Genomic DNA, 17,381 nt, shown 5'->3' with positions numbered 1-17,381 from the left:
TGTTTCGTGTCAGAGCATAGCCCTGTGTTTAGGGAGAAGGGAGTCTGATTCGTGCCAGCCAATACGCTGACTACTCTACAATAAAATGGTTTAAATAGATTCATACGGAATTTATATTGATCAATTAGCGGGTTTCATGTAAAGTTCGTCCGGTTTTCCATAAGATGCCATCCGTCAAACAATGGAGGCAGGACATTTTTTTTGAAGAGCGCTTTTTATTAAATCAACAAGGATAAACACAATGAACTTTAACGGTATTATTACAGGCCTGTTGCTGGCTGGTGCGTTGTCGGGCGTCACTCATGCCGAAACCTATTCCTACACTATTGGCGACAAGGCCTTAGGCGGCACGGTATTTTACGTGACGGCCGATGGCTCTCACGGCCTCGTTGTTTCCAATATTGATCAGGGAAACACCATGTTTTCACTGGCGGCAGAGTATTGCACGGATCCGCAGCGATTTGATACCGAAGGACAAGCTTATACGGACTGGAAAGTACCTACTGAAACGCAGCTGACAAAAATCTATGAGCAGCGTTTTGTAATCGGTGGTGGTATTCAGGAAAAATCCTATTGGGGATGGCCAAGACCCAACAACATGGCGCCTTATATTGATTTTAAAACAGGCGGTCACGCTGTTGTTAATACGCGCGGTGGCAACAAATGGCTGCGTTGCATCCGAAGTTTTTAGAGCCTGCCCCGCGACGTCTGCAAAAGCGGAGAGCGGGGGTCATTTACCCCCCTCCGCCTGACCACGCAGCTTTGTCAGCAACATCATGATCTCAAGAATCCGCTCTTCATGGCTAGTGCTGTCGAGATTAAAACGCAGTTTGCTCGGTCCTTCCATTTGATAGCGGGCAGAATGCACCTGAATCAGACTGATCAGCACGCCGGGATCGATTCGCGCGTCAGGGCTGAACTCGATTTTTCCCTGCTGCTGGCTGGCATTAATCCTGTTAATCCCCAGCTCAGCAGCCAACAGTTTTAATTCCGTAACCAGCAACAGGTGTTTTGCTGCCTGAGGTAACAGACCAAATCGGTCAATCATTTCAATCTGCAATTCCCGCAGCTGCCCCTTGTCTTTGGCATTGGCGATGCGTTTATACATGATCAGACGCTCATGAATATCAATAATATAATCGTCCGGCAGCAGGGCGCTGAGGCGCAGATCAATTTCCGGCCCCTGGTGAATGGGCGTGTTCAGTTCCGGTGTCTTGCCCGCTTTAAGATCCGCCACCGCCTTGTCCAGCATCTCCATATACAGCGTAAACCCAATTGCCTGCATATTACCGCTTTGATCCTCGCCCAGCAGCTCGCCGGCACCGCGAATCTCCATGTCATGCGTAGCCAGGGTGAAGCCCGCGCCCAGATCCTCCAGCGACACGATAGCTTCCAGACGCTTCACCGCATCCCGGGTCAGCGCCTTTTCGTTCGGCGTCAGCAGATAGGCATAAGCCTGATGATGCGAGCGGCCCACACGGCCACGCAGCTGGTGCAGCTGCGCCAGACCAAAATTATCAGCACGGTCAATGATGATGGTATTGGCCGTTGGAATGTCGATGCCCGTTTCAATAATCGTGGTGCATACCAGAATGTTAAAACGATGATGGTAAAAATCAGACATGATCTTTTCCAGTTCACGCTCACGCATCTGTCCATGCGCTGACGACACTTTGGCTTCAGGAACCAGTGCCTGCAGCTCCTGGGCAATGCGATCAATAGTCTGTACATTATTATGTAAAAAGAACACCTGACCGCCGCGCAAAATCTCCCGCAGCAGGGCTTCACGCACCAGTGCGTCACTTTTTTCCTGCCAGAAGGTCTTAATAGCCAGACGCTTGGCCGGTGGTGTGGTAATGAGCGAAATATCGCGAATGCCTGCCATGGCCATATTCAGAGTACGTGGAATGGGGGTGGCGGTCATGGACAGAATATCGACGTTCAATCGCAGAGCCTTGATGTGCTCTTTTTGCTTGACTCCAAAGCGATGCTCCTCATCAATGATCAGCAGGCCAAGATTACGAAACTTAATGTCTTTGGAAAACAGCTTATGCGTACCGATCACAATATCGACGTTGCCATTTTGCAGGGAATCAATCACCTGTTTGCTTTCCTTGCCACTGCGAAAGCGTGAAAGCAGCTCGATATTGATGGGAAAACCGGCAAAACGATCACGGAAGTTTTCAAAATGCTGGCCGGCCAGCAGGGTCGTGGGAACCAGAACGCATACCTGTTTGCCGTTTTGAACAGCCAGAAAGGCCGCGCGCATGGCCACTTCGGTTTTGCCAAAGCCCACATCACCGCAGATCAGGCGATCCATCGGCCGGCTGGAGCGCATGTCTTTAATTATACTTTCAATGGCCTGCTGCTGGTCGATGGTTTCCTCAAAGGGAAAACCACTGGCAAACTGCTGGTATTCCTGCTCGTTGTATTCATACACATAACCAGGCCTGGCTTCGCGTTTGGCGTAAATTTCCAGTAATTCAATCGCCACGTCATGAATTTTTTCTGCGGCTTTTTTTCGCTCTTTCTGCCATTGATCACTGCCCAGTCGGTGCAGGGGTGCATGATCACTGTCCATGCCGGTGTATCGGCTGATGTAGTGCAGAGACGTGACCGGAACGTAGATTTTGTCATCGCCAGCGTAGGCTAAAATAAGAAATTCATTGGTTGTACCGCCACTCTCCAGCGTTGTCAGTCCCTGATAACGACCTACACCAAATTGCAAATGCACCACCGGCGCATTGAGCTGCAGCTCGGCCAGATCGCGAATGATTAAGTCCGGATCAACCGATTTTTGCTGGCGGCTGCGCTGTGGCGTGCTGTGTTCGCCAAACAATTGCGATTCAACAATGATAACCAGATCCTGATCCAGTAATTCGCAGCCATCCAGCAGCGGGCCGGTGGTGATGTTGACCTGCTCCTGGCTGTTAAGAAAGCTGTACCAGCCGGCCTGTGTGTGGGCACTGATACCGCTCTGGCGCATCAGATCGAGCAAGACTTCACGCCGCCCGTTGCTCTCCACAACCAGCAGATAACGGCGATTGGCCTGGCTCAGGTAATCACGCAGCAGAAACAGAGGCTGTTCGGCCTTGCGATCCAGAGGCAGGGCGGGTGCCGTCTGCACAGAAAAAAGATGCACGTCGCCTTTTCTCTGCACTGGCTCATGATAGCAACGCACCTGTGCGTACTGCCTGGCAAATGTCAGAAAGTCCAGTGGTTTCAAAAAACAGCTTTCAGGCTTTAGTATGGGGCGGGTCACGTCATAGGCGCGCTGGTCATGACGCAACACCAGCTCATGCCAGAATGCCTCGGCCTGCCCGGGAATGTCTTCAATCAGAGCAATACGGGCGTCTTCAGGTAAATAGTCAAATATCGTCGCTGCCTGTTCAAAAAACATTGGCAGATAATATTCAATTCCGGCCGGATACTGGCCATTACTCACCGCTTCGTAAACAGGTGACAGACTCGGATTTCCACTGAACTGTTCGCGAAAATTGCGGCGAAACAGGCCGATACTGGCTTCATTTAAGGGAAATTCGCGCGCCGGCAGCAGGTTAATGTGATCAATTCTGCTAATGGTACGCTGTGTTTCCGTATCAAACTGCCGCAGGCTGTCGATTTCATCGTCAAATAACTCTATTCGAAAAGGCTCGGTGCTGCCCATGGGAAAGACATCAATGATAGAACCGCGCACGGCAAATTCACCATGCTCCAGCACTTTGTTCACATTGCGGTAACCAGCCTGTTGCAGGCGCTCACGAAATATTTGTAAATCCAGCGTCTGTCCCTGTTTCAGGGTAAAGGCATGTTGCTGCAAAAACGACGGCGGGCAAAGGCGGTGCATCAGAGTGGAAATGGAGCTGACGACAATGGCCTTACGGCTGTGCTGCAAACGGCTCAAAGTGGCCAGACGCTCAGAAATAATATCCTGATGCGGCGAAAACTGATCGTAGGGCAGCGTCTCCCAGTCCGGGAAAAACAAAAGATCACAGGCCTCGTCACCCAAAAAGAAGCGCACTTCATTGAGCAATTGACTGGCGCTCAGATTATCCGGTGCAACCAGCAGGCTGACGCCTGACTGCTGCTGACAGTAATCGGCCAGGGCCAGGGAAAGGCTGCAACCCGGTAATTGCCCCCAGGTTTGTTTTTTACTGGTGGACGGATAGTTGAAAACAGAGGATGACATGATGAACGGATATCTGGGCTATGGAAAGCTGGGCAGTATACTAAAAAAAACGGGAGAAATATCGAAAGTCAAGACTGTTTTTTCATCTTTTTTTTGCTATCATAGCGATGCATCCTACTCTATATCCACACCATCTCCTCCCTGTGGATAAAATAATTAAAAATACGTTTTTTTTTCACGCACTTACTGTAAATTCCAGTCTAAAACTATCAGCCCCCCTTGTCTGTCAAGGACTTTATCGTGTTATCTTCGATAATCAGCCAATAAATCTTATCCACAAAAACTGTGGATAATCCTGTGTACAGGGTGTAAAAGTCCTTGTATATCCTAGTGCTTTGCCAATTGATTCCGTATTCACCACAGTGCCTGGGAGCCATAAGCCCGCACCAGCGTTCCTGAACCCCTGATTTAACCAGGGTTTGTTGACAGTCTTGAGCATTCCTCGGAATCTTATTGCACACTTGTACCCCGCGAACTAGTCCTGAGAGATCCACACGAAATATAACCCCCTACGTACCGCGCTTTATGCGCGGTATCCAGTACGATGGTCCGAGTAAACCATAAGCGTCATGCCTCAATAAGCCTGCTCTGGATACCGCGCATAAAGCGCGGTACGTAGGGATTTTTGTATAATTTTTTTAAAAACATCAAGTTATATAAAATATTCGTGTGGATCTCTCAGGAACGAGTCGCAGGGCGTAGTGATCTTAATTGTCATTGCTCTAATTTATAGAAACGTGCTTAGTGCGCTACTATGGCGCATGGTATTTAGATAAGATACTGATTTGCGATTGAGGCATGAAATGAAAAATCGACTGACAAAACTTTACGAAAATAAAAAATATTTTGAGATATTGGAAATAGAGCCAACCACAGATTTAGGGAGCATCAATAAAGCGTTTCGGATGCTTGCTCTTAAATACCATCCGGATAAGGGTGGCAGCCACGACGAGATGGTGATTATTGTTGATATCATGCAAAAATTAAGCAATAAAGACTACCTTCAGAAATATTTCCAATGCATTATTGCCGGGGAAACTTTCAATGAAAGTCATTTCCGGTTTGAACCCACATGGCATACAGCCACGCCACACGACTTGCGAAAGTATATGAACGATATCATTCAATCCATGAATGACGTGTTGGAAGAGGTAATGGCGGCTAGTCCCTGGGACGATTTAATAGAGTCGGCTGAAAGTCCTTTTGACGTAGATTTTCATTATAAACACAGGGACGGTTACGGTGAGATAAAGATTGTTATTCGGGAAGAATCAGGTAATGGCGATTACTGGGAACAACATTTTCAGCATGTCTTCGCGCATGACGTTCTCATTGGTAAGGTAGAAGTGATGACTTCCTTTCCTGCTAAGCCTGAAAACCTTCAACACAAAGTGGGAAAGTTAATTCAAAAGATAAATGCAGGGACAAGTAAACATACAATAAACCAGGCGCTGTTTGAGGAGCTGGATAATTGGCTGGAACGACAAACGATAGATCGAAACAAAAAAATACCGATAGAAACAGGCGAAAATACCAGACAAGGTCAGTCGTTAAAGTGGTTAAGACAACTCTCAGAGAAACAAAGAATAACGCCAGATACTTTCAGCAGAGTCCCAAAAATAGCTACCGCAGCTCTGTTGCCTTTCTTTAGTCCCGCTTTATTGGCATCCTCTCAGGATACTTCGGTAAAACAGTCTGAGCATTCCGCTGGGCATTTTGAAATAGATTATTATTTATTAAGCCTGCTGACGGTTGGTTCCCTGGCAATCTTAGCAGTACTTTTATATAACCTTTGTCGGTTTGAAAAACGATCAATTTCAGAGGCTGTTGACAAGGATAATCCCAGTCAAAAACCATGTTAATTTGCACCAGGTGATTGAGCCTGAGGTGGTAGTGGCACAGCCAGCCAACTTAAGGAGTTTCTCCTCCAACGCTTTTGGCTTGCTCATCAATTAAATGGCCCTGTTAGGTGATGTGCCTTAGTCAGTCTTTGGCCATGATGAGCAATTCCTTGAATTCACTTTCTATCAAAACCTGATTTTTTCTCAATTGCACGCCTCGTATTGAGAGATTACCAATGGGCTGGTTTTCAGTAAACGGTAAGAGGATTTTGTGTGTGTAAGTCCCCCCTGTTTAACGGCCATGCGCCTTGGCCCAGCATAGGTTTACACCAGCACCTGAGTCAGAAAGCTGAATGCTATTCCGGCCAGCAGGCCAAACAAATGACCCTCCCATGACACGCCTTTCCTGCCCGGAAAAACACCAAAGAATATCCCGATGAAATAATACAGACTGACCACACCCAGAATAATCGAGGTCAGTGAGTCCTGCTGCACAAAGCCGCATACCAGCAAACCCCAGTAACCGGTGATCAGGGCGCTGGCGCCAATATGCAGCCCCGGCTTGCCAAAGAGCCAGATAAGACTTCCGCTGACTACCGTAATAAACAGGGTAGCCCAGAGAAAATAAGGCAGACCGTTGACCAGAATAAAATTACTCAGCACCAGCAGCGGAATGGAATTAAAAAACAGATGGTTGAAATTGGCATGCAATAACGGTGCGAACACGATGCCGGACAGACCATACCAGCGGCGGGGGATAATGCCCAGAAAAAACAAACGCCTGCCCAGCAGGCCATTCAAAAGGTAAACCAGCCATGGCAGCAGGACAACGCAGGCCAGAACAGGCCAGTTGGCCTTGGTTTGATCAATAACCTGATACAGACTGTCGTTTAATTCGTTAAGCATGTTTTTATTCCTCTATCTGAGTGACCTGACACAAGAGACGCCCGCTGGCCAGCTGCAGGCGCAGTGTGTCGCCGGTGGTGACCTGTGCACTGCTGAAAACCACCTGCCTGTTATGCGTCGCAATGGCATATCCACGATCCAGTGTGGCCAGCGGACTGACGGCGTGAAGGGTTGCCATCAATTCATTGAATCGTTGCCTGGCCTGCTGCACAACGACCAGCAGGCTCTGTCCAAGGCGTTGCTCCAGTTGCTGAACGCGTGCCGTCATCTGATGCAGGCGCACCGATGGATTATTGGCCTGCACCGCTGCCGTGGCAATGCTCAATCGATGCCGCTGCTGTCGCAGACAGCTATCTGCCTGCTGATGCAGGCGTCGCTCCAGATAGTCAAGCGTCTGCCAGTGTCTGGAAATGATCTGCTCTGGCGAAGCCAGCCTGGCAAGGCGGTTAGACAGCTTCATCTGTTGATACTGGATGGTTTTGGTCATGGCCTGCTGTATGCGCGCAATAAGATTATGCAGAATCTTCAACAGTTCGTCTCTATCAGGCGTGACCGCTTCGGCGGCGGCTGTTGGTGTGGCCGCCCGCCAGTCTGCGACAAAATCAGCGATGGTGAAGTCGGTTTCATGGCCAACACCCGACACGATAGGCAGGGCGCTCTGGCTAATGGTCATGGCCAGCTGTTCGTCGTTGAACGGCCATAAATCCTCAATGCTGCCGCCACCACGGGCCAGAATAATCACGTCAGCCCGCCGGTCGTTATTAGCCTGATGAATAGCGCGAATCAATTGCTGAGCCGCGGTTTTTCCCTGAACCTCCGATGGATAAATAACCACCTCTGCCAGAGGATAGCGTCGCGCCAGGGTGCTTAAAATATCGCGCAGGGCCGCGCCACTTCCCGACGTCACGACAGCGATACGTGCCGGAAACAAGGGCAGGGGCCTTTTTTTAGCGGCAGAAAACAGACCCATCTGCTCAAGCTTTGCCTTTAACTGTTCAAATTTCAGATACAGTTCACCCAGGCCTGTCTGCAGCAGATCCTGGACAATCAGTTGATAATCACCCCTGGCTTCATATAAACTGAGCCGGCCCTGGGCAATGACCTGTTGACCATCTGCGAATTGTTTTGTGTCTGCATGATGATGATTACGGAAAAATACACAGCGAATCTGGGCGTTTTTGTCTTTCAGTGTGAAATACAAATGACCCGACGCGGGCTTGACCAGATTGGACAACTCGCCCAATACACGAACGCTGCCCAAATCCTGTTCAAGCCAGGATCGGACCTGACGGTTTAATTGTGTTACAGTAAGCGGAGCAGTTTCGTTTTTCATAGGGCTCAACAATGTTTTTACGTTAATTTATACGAAAACGCAGCAATGTTGAACGATTTTTTACGACCTAATGAGTGAACTAACGGTATGAGATTCAGGAATTTTTACAGGACATCAACAGGGCTGATTGCAGCCACCATGCTGACAGGTCCACTGGCCGCCGATACCCTTGCCGAAGCCATTCAGCAAAGTCTTATTACCCATCCGGACGTGTTGCTCTCCTCCAGCAGCACCCTGCCGAAAGAAGCCGGATCCTGGCATCCCGGTCTGAGCCTCAATCAGCCGGCCAGTCATGGCTCCAGCCTGTTCAGCTCGACGGCATCGCTGGCCTTGTCCAGTGCCGAGGCTCGAATCAACGAATTAAAACGCCAGGATATTGCCGATGATTTGGCTCTGGGCGTGGTGGATCGCTATCTGGATGTATTGCGCTGCAATAAACTGATGGAAGCGGCACAGAATAATTTTCGTCTGCATCGTTCCATCTATATTACGCTGAGCCAGCAAAAGGACAGCAGTGCGGCGCATCGTTCTGAGTTAAGGCAGGTGAGGGCGCGTCTTGCTCAGGCCGAATCGGCACAGCTGCGCGCCGAAACAAGGCGGCATGCCGCGAAAACCATATACGCCAAGGTTGTAGGTCGCTGGCCCATGCATCTGGAGTGGCCGGAAGGTCCGGCCAGCACGGATCTGCCGGGCTCGGTTGGTCAGGCAATTGAGCAGGGGCTGGATAACTATGCCATGCCGGTATCCACAAACCCCGATACGCAAAAAATGGAACGACGTTCCATGATTGCCCTGAGCAAGGCCATTCGCGAGTCCTGGGAAGACTGGACCGCGGCCGGTCTGCAGCTGAACCCTTTGCAAAAGCAGCTGAGTGCAGCGGAAGACGCCCGCAATGAGCTGAAAGAGCAGTTTAAACAGGGACAGGCGACAGGACTGCAGGTACTGGATGCTCAGGCTGTCTATTATCGTCTGCAAAAAGAACACATTAATGTCACCAGCCGCGAACTCAGCGCCCGTTATCAGATCCTGAACAGCATTGGCCGCCTGACTCCCTTTGTGATAAAAGGGGATGAAGAAGACGGGCAGGTCGCAGCGGTCAGCGATCTGGCAACCACCGCAGAAAGCACGCTGCTGCAAATGGCTGAGCTGGATAAAACCGATTATCCCTACCCCAGCTATAAGCCACAGTTTCAGGAGCAGATGGCGCACATGATGCAGGTAACGGCCTTGAACATGCCTGACTTAAATACGGTCACACAGGCTCCCGTCAGCACACATAAGCCGGCATGGTACGTATCTGCGGGTGATTTTAAAAACAAGGCTAACGCCATCGCCTTGACCGAGCGCCTGAAAACTCTGGGTTTTATGGTGGTATTACAGGCTAATGGCAACAGCTCATCTGTTCTGATTGGCCCGTATGAGTATCGTACCCGTGCGCTGCGCAGCATGAAACGGCTCAAGGATACGGCACATGTTCAGGGTGTTCTGGTTTTATCGAAGGAAAAAGCGAACATTGGTTAGCTGATTTTTTACAGGGTGGTATGTTGCAATGACCTTAATCAATAAAGTGACGGCTTGTTTGCTTCTTCTGTTGCTTCTGCTGTTTGCTGGTACCTACCTGGTTACGTTGAACAACGCACGTAATTTTTTCATCGAGCAGCTGAACTCCAATGCCCGCGACACGGCCACCTCACTGGCCTTATCACTGTCCCGGCCCATCGCCCGTCAGGATCAGGCCACGATTGAATCCATGGTCAAGGTTGTTTTTGGCCATGATGATTTTTCCATGATTGATGTGCGCGATGCCAAGGGAAATCTACTGGTTTCTCAAAATGAAAAAAGCAGTCGGCAGGTGGCGCCTGGCTGGTTTGTGGATTTGATCGAATGGCCATCCTCTGTTCAGTCGGCTGCGATTATCATTGATGGCAAACAAAGCGGGGATGTGCTGGTAACCAGCGACAGTCATTTTGCCTGCGACGCTTTATGGCATAATGCCATGCAGTTGCTGCAATGGTTTGTGCTTTTTGCCGGCCTGTTTGTTTTGCTCATGTACAGCATGATGCAAAAACTGCTGGCACCCCTGCAACGTGTTATTATGCAGGCGGAAGGCATGGCTAACAATGATTTGTTTGTCGTGAGTGATATTCCCGACACACACGAGTTCAAAAAAATAACGCTGCTGATGAATCAGATCGTAAACAGCCGCGTCCTTGGTCAGAATCGTGGCCCGGAATAGCGAAGTATAATCCCGTACCATGCTTCCCGGATTACGCTGCGCTAATCCGGGCTACAAATTGACGAAGCCGATCGTAGCCCGGATTAGCGCAGCGTAATCCGGGTTTGCCGTTCCGTGCCGCGATCCCCGCGTAAATCAATACCTTGCCCTCATATTTTACAACCCACTTTCTGCCTGCCGATTAATGCGATAGAATAGCTCCTTTTTACAGACAGGTTTTTCACTTGAGCGATTTAACGCGAATTCGTAATTTTTCTATTATTGCCCACATCGACCATGGAAAGTCCACGCTGGCCGATCGATTCATCCAGATGTGTGGTGGTTTGAGTGATCGGGAAATGAGCACCCAGGTGCTGGACTCCATGGACATTGAGCGTGAGCGCGGCATCACCATCAAAGCGCAGTGCGTGTCACTTAATTACAAGTCAAAAGACGGCAACACCTATCTGCTCAATTTCATTGACACGCCCGGACATGTTGACTTCAGCTATGAAGTCTCTCGCTCTCTGGCTGCCTGTGAAGGGGCTATCCTCGTGGTGGATGCCGCTCAGGGTGTAGAGGCGCAGACTGTAGCGGTCTGTTATACAGCTATCGAACAGGAGCTGGAAGTACTGCCTGTCCTGAATAAAATCGACCTGCCTCAGGCCGAACCCGATCGCGTTGTAGCCGAAATTGAAGACATTATTGGCCTCGAAGCCTCCCATGCCATTCACGTCAGCGCCAAAAGTGGTCTCGGCGTAGAAGACGTTCTCGAAGCATTGGTTAAGTACATTCCTCCACCACAGGGCGACATTGAAGCGCCTTTGCAGGCCTTGATTATTGACTCCTGGTTCGACAGCTATCTTGGCGTGGTATCGCTGGTGCGCATCATGAACGGAACCCTGCGCAAGGGCGACAAAATGCGCGTCATGTCTACCGGTCGTGCCTATGACGTTGATCAGGTCGGTATTTTTACCCCAAAACGGACAAAACTGGACGCACTCAAAGCCGGTGAAGTCGGCTATGTGGTTGCTGGAATCAAGGAAATTCAGGGCGCTCCCGTGGGTGATACCCTGACCCTGGAGCGCAATCAGGCTGATAAGCCTCTGCCAGGTTTCAAACGGGTCAAACCACAGGTATACGCCGGCCTCTTCCCCATCAGTGCCGATGATTTCGAAGCCTTTCGTGAAGCGCTGGCCAAGCTGAGCCTCAATGACGCATCTCTGTTCTACGAACCCGAATCCTCCGAAGCCCTTGGCTTTGGTTTCCGCTGCGGCTTTCTCGGCATGCTGCACATGGAAATTGTGCAGGAACGTCTGGAAAGAGAATACAATCTTGATCTGATTTCCACAGCGCCAACGGTAGTTTACCAAATCGTGACCAGCAAAGGCGAAACCGTACTCATCGATAACCCATCGCAGTTGCCTCCGCCACAGCAGGTCAAGCAGATGTTTGAGCCTATTGTGCGCGCCAATATTCTGGTTCCCAACGATTACCTGGGGCAGGTTATTACGCTGTGTATCGAGCGCCGCGGTGTGCAGGTTAACATGATGTACAGTGGCCGTCAGGTATCGGTCACCTATGACATGCCCATGAGCGAAGTGGTGTCAGACTTCTTCGACCGGCTGAAGTCGGTCAGTCGCGGCTACGCCTCACTGGACTACAACTTTTTACGTTTTGACGAAGCCGATCTGGTCAAGCTCGATGTCTTGATTAACAGCGAGCGCGTTGATGCGCTGGCCGTTATTGTGCATCGCAGTGCCGCGCAGAGCCGTGGTAAGGCTCTGACCGATAAAATGCGCGAACTGATTCCAAGACAGATGTTTGACGTAGCCATTCAGGCCGCTCTTGGCAGCCACATCATTGCGCGCCAGACTGTCAAAGCCCTGCGCAAAAACGTGATTGCCAAATGCTACGGCGGCGACGTGAGCCGAAAACGAAAACTGCTGGAAAAGCAAAAAGCCGGTAAAAAACGGATGAAACAGGTAGGCCATGTCGAGATACCGCAGGAAGCGTTTATGGCAGTATTCCAGACAGATAAAAAGAAATAACTTTGTGTATGTCGTCCCAGCGCAGGCGGGGACGACATACACTAACATGGCTGCAATATTTTTATCTGTCAAAATTAAATGAAACCGGTACTGGTTGCCATGGTTGAGACATAACAGGAAGATACCTATGAATTTTGCATTATTGCTGGTTGTTTTATCCCTGGTCAGTGGGGTTATCTATCTACTGGATATCCTGTTCTGGGCCAGGAAGCGAAAGGCGGATCAAAAGCCGAATAAAATTATCGAATATTCCCGTTCTTTTTTTCCTGTTTTTTTTATTGTCCTGCTGGTGCGTTCATTTTTAATCGAGCCGTTTCGTATCCCCTCCGGTTCCCTCGAGCCCACTCTGATGGTGGGTGATTTTGTTGCGGTGAATAAATTTGCCTACGGCTTTCGATTACCGGTCTGGGAAAAGAAAGTTATCCCGGTGGCTAATCCCAAATCTGGAGACGTTGTGGTATTTCGCTGGCCGCCGGATCCTTCCTACGATTACATCAAGCGTGTGATCGGAGCAGGCGGTGACAAAGTGGCTTATCACAACAAAGTATTGACTGTGAACGGTAAGGAAATGAAACAGAGTTTTGTCGAGTACACCACCGATGAAAGTTCAGGAAGGGCAGTCGCCAGATACCGTGAAAATCTGAACGGGGTTGAGCACGATATTTATGTGCGCAACGATGTACCGGCCGAAGATTTTGAACTGGTGGTACCGGAAGGGCAGTATTTTATGATGGGCGACAACCGCGATGACAGCGCTGACAGTCGTTACTGGGGATTTGTGTCCGACGATTACCTGCGTGGCAAGGCCTTTGCTGTGTGGATGAGCTGGAATGGAAAAACAGATGCGGTTCGCTGGTCTAACATTGGTCGGTTGATAAAGTAAGAATAGTTAATATCAGGACGAATGCGTGAGTAGTTGATTTTGATATAAATCAAAGCGATCTCTGAGCATGGATTGCTTCGTTTCACTCGCAATGACGGACGGTAGGTTCCTGCAGGCAAAGCTGCCTGCCGCTTTTGACTTCATACAAGGAGGTATTATGCAAAAAGAACAGGGTGTTACGATCATGGGTGCCTTAATCGGCATCGTTTTTTTTATTGTGGCAGCGATATTTTTAATGCGTATCGTGCCGGTTTATGTCAAGAGCTACGAATTACACAGTTCGATTCTGGCTTTGAAACAACTCGACCCATCGAGTTTTTCCTCAGAGCCTTCATTGAATGTCGAGGTATTAAAGAACAAATTGATGGCTCAGCTGGAAATTAATGATCTGGACGAAATCAAGCCCAGCGATGTTCAGATCAAGGCACTTGAAAATGATACGTATCAGATTCAGGTAAAATATCAGGTGATTCGCCCTTTGTTTTATAATATCAGCCTATTATTTGATTTTGATGAGTTACAAGAGGTTCATATTGCCAGCAGTTGATTTAAAGCGTCTTTGCAGACGGCTTGCCTACGAGTTTAACAACCCTGCTTTTTTAAAGCAGGCGCTCACGCATTGCAGTGCCGGAGCAGATAACAACGAACGTTTCGAGTTTCTTGGCGATTCCATCTTGAGTTTTGTAATTGCCAACGCTTTGTTTGAACGTTTCCCGGATGAGCACGAGGGTAAGCTCAGTCGCCTGCGCTCTTTTCTGGTTAAGGGCGATATGCTGGCTGATATTGCCCTTGAGCTGCAGCTGGGTGATTATCTATATCTGGGGCAGGGGGAGCTTCGCAGCGGCGGGTTTCGCCGGGCATCCATCCTGGCCGATGCGCTGGAAGCGGTGATTGCAGCTGTGTTTCTCGATGGAGGGATTCAGGCCAGTCAGGATTTGATTTTGCGTTTATACGCTACCCGTCTGAATGATGAATCGCTGCAGAATAATTTAAAAGACGATAAAACCCGTCTGCAGGAGTTCTTGCAGGCCAGTAAAAAGCCCTTACCCGGTTATACCTTGACCAATGTCGAGGGCGATGAACATAACCAGGTTTTTTATATTGATTGCGCGGTACCTGGTTTGAGCATCATTACTCATGGCCGTGGTTCCAGCCGTAGAAAAGCGGAACAGGAAGCGGCGAGGCAGATGTATCTGCGTCTGCGGTCAGGTGATAAGGGTTGAGCCAGGTGTCATGGTGGGCACGCTGCGCTTTGCCCACCCTACGCATTCTATTGTTTCGGTCCTGTATGCTGCTCGTGAACAGTAGCAGACGTTTTTGTAGTCTCCGTAGAGGCCGTTTGGTGTGTGTTAAGAGCATCCAGGCGGTCCGCATCGTTCGGTACAGATGGTTGCATCAGTTCTGGCAAATCATCAGTCTTCTCCTCCAGGGCCTCTCTATCTGCCTGAACTATCTTATGCGCTTCTTCGACTCCCTGCTTCAGTTCGACAACTTCCACCGCCTCCTCTTGATGTAGCTGCTCCATGCTTTGAGCGTCCACGATCTCCCGTTCCACGTTCCTGATGTTCTGTGCCTCCTTGATAGCCACATCAATGGGATTATCCTTTCCTTTCAATCGATCCATGGTACCTGCGATTAATGGTTTGTCAGTGTCCAGCAGACCGTTTACCTTATCGGACAAAGCGTCCAGTTTCGCCCCACGTAATTTTGGCAGCTGACTGCCAATGGCCTGAAATGCTTCTTTGGGGGCAACGTGGTCGTCCATTTTGTTCAGCATGCCATGAAGTTTTTCCAGTTCGCCCTTGTCCATACTCATTAATGTTTTCAGCGTATCGTTACGCGTCAATGGCACCTTGTTTGCCTCCAGTGTGGTGATACAGTTTTTCAGCACGTCCATTTTATCTTTATCCAGCTGGTCGGCGTTATTTATGATCGTCTCAACCCGTTCTCTTCCCCGACCGTTTCCGTCTTTCATAAGATGCGAAATCAGCGTACCGCACTCGGCAGGATTGGTTTTCATAATGTGGTTCAGATCTTTATGTCCTACGTACAGGCCGACCTTATTCATGGCTTCAACAGTCTGACCAACTCCGTTGATCTCCGCTGTAGACATCCCCTTAATATTATTCACAATACTATCGTATTTGCTGGACGTCAGGCCTGATGTTGCCAGGGCACCTTGAGAAAGGGTATTGATGTATTTGATTAAATGCGTGGCCTGCGATATTTCTGTTGGTGATTTGGACATCATTGTCTGTAATCGATTATTACTGTCCGACAAAGACAGGCCGCTGCCAGACATTGCCTTAATGTACTGACCCAATGCCTCACCTTTTTCCGGGCTGTCCAGCTTGTCGACGTTCTTCATCAGCACATTGAAGCGTTTGTCAGTCAGGTCGCCTTTATCCATTTGTCCCATGGTTTTTGCCAATGCGGATAATTTGCTTTCATTAAGGGCGGCCAGCTTTCCCATGTTGGGGCTGATGGGGATTTTGGCACTCTCAAGTTGCTCAAGACAGGTTCCCAGAGCCTTTGCATTGATCGGTGGCGTTTTCTGGCAGACTGTTTTTACGGCATCAAAGCGCTGCTGAGTTACTTTGTCCATGGAGCCCAGCAACACACTGGCGCTCTTGAGTTGATCCTGGTTCATGTTCATCAGCGTGGCCAGGTTACTGTTACTGCCTTTGCCAAAGATCGAATTCAGACTGATCTTTTTGTCAGTCAGTGGAAATCGGATATTTTTATCGGTCAGTGGAATCTGCCCGTTTATTTTTTTGACACAGTCTGCAAGTGGCGCCATTTTATCAGGGTTAAGACTTTTGGCATTGTCCAAAACGATGCTGGCGCGCTCTGCGCCAAGCTTGTCCGGCCTGATTTCCTTCAGCGTCGTAAGCAGCTGGTTAACCTCGTTCAGGTTGCCATCGCTGATGGTCTGCTCAAGGCGTTTGGGAGCCAGTTTCATGTTGTTGTCGGCAAGCAGCCTGACGGTCTTTGCCAGAGAGTCAGCGGCACCCGGTGCTGCCAGTTTACTGGCGCTTTTTGTAATCACATCATAACTGTCGCGATCCAGTAGTTCGCTGTCTCTGCTGTAAGCTTCCAAAACAGTGTTGGCGGCCTTCATCTGATGAAAATCGAGATCCATGAAGTTTTTCAGACGTTCGCTTTTGCTGGTCAGTTTCAAGTCGGTGCCTGACATGTTATTCATATACTGAGCCACAGCCTTAGCCTTGTCCTGATTATCAATTTTTATCGCATTGTCCGCCAGAACTTTGGCACGCTGTTCACTTAGCCTGCCAACATCTATATTACCCACTAAATCACCAATGAATTCAGATTGCATCAGCTTTTTGATATCTATGTTTTTAATCTTATTCTTATCCAGAGCCTTGAGGACGGTGATGTTATTTCTCATTTGTGTTTCATTAAAGTCTTCTGGTTTTATACTGGACGCCAGAGAAACAATTTTGCTTATCATGCTTTTGCTGTCATTCTCTTTAAGAAGGTTCATGCCCTCTATTTGTTTCCAGTTTTTCTGAAGCCAGTCTTTATTATTTACCTCAATTTCGTCCCCAATAATCGGGAAATCATTGAAATCACCCAGATAAGGTGCGAGAAGCTGTGTCTTAGGATCTTTTTTGATGTCTCTGACTCGCATTTTAGGCATATTGCTTCCCCGTTAATCAGTTTTGTAATGAAATTATAGAGCATTTAGAGGGGGCTTTTGCGGACGGGAGGATTTTCATAACGATTTTTTTACAATTCTGGGGGGATGTACGGCTAGAATCCACAAAAACGGCTCCCAGAGCGAAGAGAGAATAAATCGAAGCCGTGGCACGGATCTGCTCCCTTCTCCCTGTGTTTAGGGAGAAGGGCTGGGGATGAGGGTGAGGCCAGGTGATAACCGGGAGCCATATGATGAAACCCACGTAAATAAAAAATAACGCTCGCTTCGACGCCCCGGTG

The 17,381-nt window shown here is 49.1% G+C and carries 12 protein-coding genes; 8 read left to right on the top strand and 4 right to left on the bottom strand.

Annotated features, from left to right (window positions below; translation table 11 throughout):
* The first annotated feature begins 241 nt into the window (after nt 1–241).
* Nucleotides 242–691, top strand: coding sequence for a hypothetical protein (locus tag ACQUTA_RS12625; RefSeq protein ID WP_444988622.1), 450 nt, complete (start codon nt 242–244; stop codon nt 689–691).
* Between the two features lie 39 nt (nt 692–730).
* Here ACQUTA_RS12625 and mfd read toward each other — a convergent pair whose 3' ends face one another.
* Nucleotides 731–4,189: a transcription-repair coupling factor gene (gene mfd / locus ACQUTA_RS12620; protein ID WP_444988621.1), complete on the bottom strand. Its 3,459-nt coding sequence runs from the start codon at nt 4,187–4,189 to the stop codon at nt 731–733.
* An 803-nt stretch (nt 4,190–4,992) separates the two neighbouring features.
* Between mfd and ACQUTA_RS12615 the strand changes: the two genes are divergently transcribed.
* Complete coding sequence (locus ACQUTA_RS12615; RefSeq protein ID WP_444988620.1) at nt 4,993–6,051, top strand: J domain-containing protein; 1,059 nt, start codon at nt 4,993–4,995, stop codon at nt 6,049–6,051.
* Nucleotides 6,052–6,354: 303 nt separating this feature from the next.
* Here ACQUTA_RS12615 and ACQUTA_RS12610 read toward each other — a convergent pair whose 3' ends face one another.
* Together ACQUTA_RS12610 and xseA are read right to left on the bottom strand one after the other, a co-directional pair.
* Nucleotides 6,355–6,936 (bottom strand): rhomboid family intramembrane serine protease, encoded by a 582-nt coding sequence (locus ACQUTA_RS12610; protein WP_444988619.1) that lies wholly within the window; start codon nt 6,934–6,936, stop codon nt 6,355–6,357.
* A gap of 4 nt (nt 6,937–6,940) precedes the next feature.
* Nucleotides 6,941–8,269: an exodeoxyribonuclease VII large subunit gene (gene xseA / locus ACQUTA_RS12605; protein WP_444988618.1), complete on the bottom strand. Its 1,329-nt coding sequence runs from the start codon at nt 8,267–8,269 to the stop codon at nt 6,941–6,943.
* 87 nt (nt 8,270–8,356) lie between these two features.
* Here xseA and ACQUTA_RS12600 point away from each other — a divergent pair, with 87 nt between their 5' ends.
* The 6 genes from ACQUTA_RS12600 to rnc all read left to right on the top strand — a co-directional run bounded on the left by ACQUTA_RS12600 (nt 8,357) and on the right by rnc (nt 14,641).
* Nucleotides 8,357–9,790, top strand: coding sequence for a TolC family outer membrane protein (locus tag ACQUTA_RS12600; RefSeq protein WP_444988617.1), 1,434 nt, complete (start codon nt 8,357–8,359; stop codon nt 9,788–9,790).
* Nucleotides 9,791–9,818: 28 nt separating this feature from the next.
* A complete protein-coding gene (locus ACQUTA_RS12595) occupies nt 9,819–10,505 on the top strand; it encodes a LapD/MoxY N-terminal periplasmic domain-containing protein (RefSeq protein ID WP_444988616.1) in 687 nt (228 codons plus the stop codon).
* 224 nt (nt 10,506–10,729) lie between these two features.
* Complete coding sequence (gene lepA, locus ACQUTA_RS12590) at nt 10,730–12,535, top strand: translation elongation factor 4 (RefSeq protein WP_444988615.1); 1,806 nt, start codon at nt 10,730–10,732, stop codon at nt 12,533–12,535.
* 127 nt (nt 12,536–12,662) lie between these two features.
* Nucleotides 12,663–13,418, top strand: coding sequence for a signal peptidase I (lepB, locus tag ACQUTA_RS12585; protein WP_444988614.1), 756 nt, complete (start codon nt 12,663–12,665; stop codon nt 13,416–13,418).
* A gap of 157 nt (nt 13,419–13,575) precedes the next feature.
* Nucleotides 13,576–13,965: a DUF4845 domain-containing protein gene (locus tag ACQUTA_RS12580; RefSeq protein ID WP_444988613.1), complete on the top strand. Its 390-nt coding sequence runs from the start codon at nt 13,576–13,578 to the stop codon at nt 13,963–13,965.
* Complete coding sequence (rnc, locus tag ACQUTA_RS12575) at nt 13,952–14,641, top strand: ribonuclease III (RefSeq protein WP_444988612.1); 690 nt, start codon at nt 13,952–13,954, stop codon at nt 14,639–14,641. The genes ACQUTA_RS12580 and rnc overlap by 14 nt, the downstream gene beginning before the upstream one ends.
* Before the next feature lie 47 nt (nt 14,642–14,688).
* On the opposite strand, the gene ACQUTA_RS12570 is transcribed toward rnc, so the two are convergent.
* Entirely contained in the window at nt 14,689–17,082 is a 2,394-nt protein-coding gene (locus tag ACQUTA_RS12570; protein ID WP_444988611.1) for a hypothetical protein, read from the bottom strand.
* Between the last annotated feature and the right edge of the window lie 299 nt (nt 17,083–17,381).

It is taken from the genome of Legionella navarrensis, from assembly GCF_052527415.1.
Note: the sequence above shows the minus strand (reverse complement) of the source record. Positions and strands in the feature narration are given on the sequence as shown.